The 5,108-nt window shown below is 71.7% G+C and carries 3 protein-coding genes, 1 tRNA gene and 1 pseudogene; 3 read left to right on the forward strand and 2 right to left on the reverse strand.

Features of this window, described 5'->3' with window-relative positions:
* Together BST40_RS27190 and BST40_RS27195 are read left to right on the forward strand one after the other, a co-directional pair.
* Nucleotides 1-603: pseudogene (locus tag BST40_RS27190) on the forward strand (DNA polymerase III subunit delta'); the annotation flags it as partial.
* Between the two features lie 56 nt (nucleotides 604-659).
* Nucleotides 660-735 (forward strand) — tRNA-Thr (locus BST40_RS27195).
* A 50-nt stretch (nucleotides 736-785) separates the two neighbouring features.
* Here the strand turns inward: BST40_RS27195 and BST40_RS27200 are convergent.
* Entirely contained in the window at nucleotides 786-2,600 is a 1,815-nt protein-coding gene (locus BST40_RS27200; RefSeq protein ID WP_083156402.1) for a hypothetical protein, read from the reverse strand.
* On the opposite strand from BST40_RS27200, the gene BST40_RS27205 reads away from it, so the two are divergent.
* Nucleotides 2,566-3,501 (forward strand): NAD-dependent epimerase/dehydratase family protein, encoded by a 936-nt coding sequence (locus BST40_RS27205; RefSeq protein WP_083156404.1) that lies wholly within the window; start codon nucleotides 2,566-2,568, stop codon nucleotides 3,499-3,501. The two genes, BST40_RS27200 and BST40_RS27205, sit on opposite strands and share 35 nt — an antisense overlap.
* Nucleotides 3,502-3,537: 36 nt before the next feature.
* Here BST40_RS27205 and BST40_RS32150 read toward each other — a convergent pair.
* On the reverse strand, nucleotides 3,538-5,108 hold a 1,571-nt coding region (locus BST40_RS32150; protein ID WP_158084045.1), incomplete at its 5' end, for a PE family protein.

Genomic DNA, 5,108 nt, shown 5'->3' on the forward strand with positions numbered 1-5,108 from the left:
GGGGGGGGGGCGCGGGGGGGGGGGGGGGGGGGGCCGGGGGGGCGCGCGGGGGGCCCCCCCCCCGGGCCGCCGGGCCGGGCGCGGCCGCGCGGGGGGGGGGGCCCGCCGCGGGCGGGCGGGGGGGGGCGCGCCTACGCCGCTTCCGAGGAGTTGGTCGCCGCCGCCGAGGCCGAAGCGCTGGTGCTGACCGCGGACCGGGCCGAGGCCGAGACGGAGGAGCTGCGCACGGCGCTGGGGGCTGGCGGCACGGGTAAGGGGACCGCCGGGGCGATGCGCGGCGCCACGGGTGCCATCAAAGAGCTGGAACGACGGCAGAAATCCCGTCACACCCGCGCCTCGCGGGATGCGCTGGACCGGGCACTGATCGACCTGGCGGGCTACTTCAGGGATGCGTTGCTGGTGTCGGCGAACGCGGCCACCGTAGCGGCCAATCACCCGGACATGGCCGACCGGGCCGCGGCGCTGGCCGCGCATGCCACACCCGATCGGCTGTTGCGTTGCATCGAGGCCGTGTTGGCCTGCCGCGAAGCGCTGGCGATCAACGTCAAACCCAAGTTCGCGGTCGACGCCATGGTGGCCACCATCGGCCAGGAGCTTGGGTGATTCTGCCCGCCTGCCGTAGACTCGTGCCGCCCGGCGCGATGGCGCCAGCAGGTACAGCCGCCTTAGCTCAGTCGGTAGAGCGATTCACTCGTAATGAATAGGTCAGGAGTTCGATTCTCCTAGGCGGCTCCAAACGCTCGGCCCAGCTGGGCCGTCACCCCGACATTGTCCGGATTGGACCGTCACATCGGTGCCAGGTAACCCACCGGACCCGACGCGATGCACAGCGACAGCGCAGTGGTGTTGGCCCGCACCGCGATCGCGTCCCCGGCGCCGGGCAGCCGGGCGTAGACGCGGTTGAGGCCTGGATGCACCGGGACCTTCCGCTCGGGTCCATCGGATAGCGACAGCGTCATCGATCCGTTGCTGTTGGCCAGGTAGTTGAGTTCGACCGTCCAGTCGGCGGGCAACAGCGGGCCGTCGAGGACCAGCCGAGTCGGCTGGTCCGGCTGGGTGAAGTAGCCGCAGCGCGGCTGCGGGCCGGGAACAATGGTGCGGATCCAGGTCACTCGCGCGTCGACCAGACTGCCGGAGCTGGTGAACATGCGCAATCGAGTTGTCGCCGTTTCGAATTCGGGGCGGTCGCGTAGCAGCGCGAACATGTGGCTGGCCAGGTTCTCTGGCCAGGCCACCCGCTGCAGCACCAGCGGGTCGACTTCCTGATCCAGCAGCGGTGCACTCGAATCGGCATGTGCCGCAGCAAGACTGGCCTTCGCATTCTGTAGGTATGCCTTGGTTGGGTTGTCCCGCCAACTGGTCAGAAATGTCGCCGTGGAATACAGGCTGCTGGCCAGGAACAGCACAGTCAGGCCGGCCGTCACCGCGGCGCGCGGCGGTGAGCGGTCCAGCCAGTCCAGCCACGGTGTTTCCCGGTTGGGCGCAGCGAACACGATAGCGCCCAGCAGCGCCAGTACGACCACGAGATCCGGCAAATACCTTAGTGTTTGGGCCAATTCGAGTGCGGTGAACCGTGACGAGCGCATCAGATAGATGGGTACCTGGCAGGCGACGGTATAGCCTGCCGCGGTCAACCAGACCGCACCGATGCGGCGCTTGCGGATCAACGAAAGGCCAAGCACGCCAAGCAGCACCAACCAGCCGAGGGCCATCACCGCGGACGGCGGCGTGGCCCACGGCGACGACGGCGCCCAGCGATCCCAGTGCCAGGGCCCGCCGGCCAGACCCGGCACGATGCCGTGGGTGATCGAGCGGCGCAGCAGATTCCACGTCATCGAAAGGTCCGAGCTCCACCGTTTCTGGTTGACCACCGCCAGATACAGCGCCACCCAGGCAGCGGTCAGCGCCAGCGAGGCCGTCCATAACCGGAAACCCGCCCGCCATACCGTTCGCAGCGCCCGCGGGTCGCCCCCGACGTGGCGCCACAGCGCGGCCACCGCGAACGCGACAAACGGGATTACCGCGGCCTTTTCGAAGAACAGCAGACCGACGAGGTAAACCAGCGTGGCGGTCACCGCGTATCGCTGGTTGCCGGTGCGGATCAGCAGGACCGCGTCGGCGCACACCCAGGCCAGCGCCGCCAGCATCGGCAACGAGTTCAGCGCCGCCGCCCACCACGCGAACCCGGGTACCCCCAACGGGGTGAACAACGCGAACGTCAAGGGAATCAACAGAACCGGACGCCAGCCCAGGATCACCCGCAGCGCCCGCAGCAATGCCAGCGAAGCCAGCAGCTGCAGCACCACCAGGCTGATTGCCGGACCGGTCCAGACCAGTGGCGCCGCCCGGATGATCGCAGCGCCAACCAGGAAAGCGCCCGGCATCACGTGGCCGTCGTGGTCGTCGAACAGGTACGACGGCGACAGCAGGCCCTGGGTGCCGGCCTTGCCGACCAGGATCAGATCGTCCCAGTAGAAGTAACCCCCGAATGCCAGCACCGCGCGAACGCCCAGCTGTGCCGTGATGAGCAGCGCGGCCGCCAACGCCACTCTGTATGGTGGGCCGGTGCGCGCACTCGTCACCGGGGCAGCCGGTTTCATCGGATCGACGCTAGTCGACCGTCTGCTCGCCGACGGTCACACGGTAGTCGGGCTGGACAATTTCGCGACCGGCCGGGCCACCAACCTCGAGCACCTCGCCGAGCACCCCGCACATGTTTTCGTCGAGGCCGACATCGTGACCGCCGATTTGCGGGCCATCCTCGACCAGCACCGACCGGAGGTGGTGTTTCATCTGGCGGCGCAGATAGACGTCCGGCATTCGGTGGCCGACCCGCGGTTCGACGCCGAGGTGAACGTGATCGGCACGGTGCGGCTGGCCGAAGCGGCACGCCGCACTCGGGTCCGCAAGATCGTGCACACGTCCTCGGGCGGATCCATCTACGGCGTCCCGCCGGTGTATCCGACTCCCGAGACGGTGCCCACCGATCCGGCGTCGCCGTACGCCGCGGGCAAGGTGGCCGGGGAGATCTACCTGAACACCTTCCGGCATCTCTACGGCCTGGACTGCTCACACATCGCGCCGGCCAATGTCTACGGCCCCCGCCAGGACCCGCACGGTGAAGCTGGTGTGGTGGCGATCTTCGCCCAGGCGCTGCTGTCGGGTAAGCCCACCAAGGTGTTCGGCGACGGCGGAAAAACCCGCGACTACGTGTACGTCGACGACGTGGTGGACGCCTTCGTCAAGGCATCCGGGGAAGCGGGCGGTGGGCAGCGTTTCAACGTCGGCACCGGCGTCGAAACCTCGGACCGTGAACTGCATTCGGCGGTCGCCGCGGCGGTCGGGGGACCCGACGACCCGGAGTTTCATCCGGATCGCCTCGGCGACCTGCAGCGGTCCTGCCTCGACATCGGCTTGGCCGAGCGGGTGTTGGGCTGGCGGCCCCGGGTGGAGCTGGCCGAGGGCGTGCGGCGCACGGTGGAGTATTTCCGGCACGCGTAACTCGGGGATCAGCCACCCGCCCAGCGTCACACCGCGTTACCCGTGGGCGCCAGGTGCGCCGGGCGCCCCAATCGCCCCGCCGCGGCCCCCGATACCACCCTCGCCTCCGCCGGCCAGGCCGCCGCTGAGACCACCGTCCCCGCCATTGCCGCCGAAGCCGAACAGCAAGCCGGCATCGCCGCCGTCGCCGCCGCGACCGCCGGCAACGGAGTTGGTTCCGGCAGCACCCCACCCACCGTTGCCGCCGTTACCGATCAACAACCCAGCGCTGCCGCCGTCGCCGCCGCGGCCCTGGAACCGCCCGAACCCGGCGCGACCCCCGTTACCGCCGTCACCGAACAGGCCCCGGGCGTGGCCGCCGTCGCCGCCGTCGCCGCCTGTCCCACCGTTGGAAGTGCCGCCTTGCCCGCCGGCGCCGCCGCTACCGGCCAGCATCCCGCCGGCACCGCCGTCACCGCCCCGGCCCGCACTGGTGGGTACTAGCTTGCTGGCGAGGATGTCACCACCGGCCCCGCCGGTACCACCCTGACCGAACCACCCGGCAGCGCTTCCTCCCGCGCCGCCGGCGCCGGCTACTCCCTCGGTCGCGATGCCGCCGGCTCCGCCGCCGCCAGCGTTGCCGGCGACGCTCCCGCCGGAGCCACCTGCACCGCCGTCGCCGCCACGTTTAAGTCCGCTGCCGCCGGCGCCGCCGGTGCCACCGTTGCCGAGCAGGCCAGCTGCTCCGCCGTTGCCGCCGGCGCCGCCGAACTTGTCGGTGTTCTCACCTGGAGCGGGGAGGGGGATGTCCCTGGTAGCGGCGGCGCCGCCGTGACCGCCGTCGCCGCCGTTGCCCAGCAGCTGCCCGCCGGCACCGCCGTCGCCGCCAGCGCCGCCGCGTGCGGGTCCATTGCTTCCGGCGCCGCCGACACCACCCGCACCGCCGGTGCCACCGTCGCCGAGCAGGCCCGCGGCTCCGCCGTTGCCACCGGCCCCGCCGAACTTGTCGGTGTTTTCACCGTCAGCGGGGTTAAGGATCTCGCCGATACCGCCGGCGCCGCCGTGGCCGCCGTCGCCGCCGTTGCCCAGCAGGCGCCCGCCGGTGCCGCCGTGGCCGCCGTCGCCGCCGCGTGCCACGGCGTCGCCGCCGGCGCCGCCGGCGCCGCCTCTACCGAACACGCCCGCGGCGCCGCCGTTGCCGCCGTCACCGCCGAACTTGTCCCAATTGCCGCTGCGGAAGGGGTCGAGGTAGCTGGTCCCGCCGGCCCCGCCGTCGCCGCCGGCGCCGAACAGCCCTCGTGCGTTACCGCCATGCCCGCCCGACCCCGCCGTTCCGGCGTTGCTGGTGCCGCCGTGGCCGCCGTCACCACCGTCGCCCATCAGAAGTCCGCCTGCTCCACCGTCAGCGCCGAGGCCGGCGCGGTTGGAGGCGAACCCGCCCGCTCCGCCGAGCCCGCCGTTGCCGATCAGGCCGGCGGCGCCGCCGACACCGCCGTTGCCACCCCAGTGGCTGCCGACCCCGCCGGCGCCCCCCGGACCGCCGTCGCCAATCAGGCCGGCAGCGCCACCATTGCCGCCGATGCCACTGAAGGCAGATGCGAGGGCGCTGGCGGGGGCGCCAGTGCGCC

Source organism: Mycobacterium persicum (assembly GCF_002086675.1).
Lineage (GTDB): Bacteria > Actinomycetota > Actinomycetes > Mycobacteriales > Mycobacteriaceae > Mycobacterium > Mycobacterium persicum.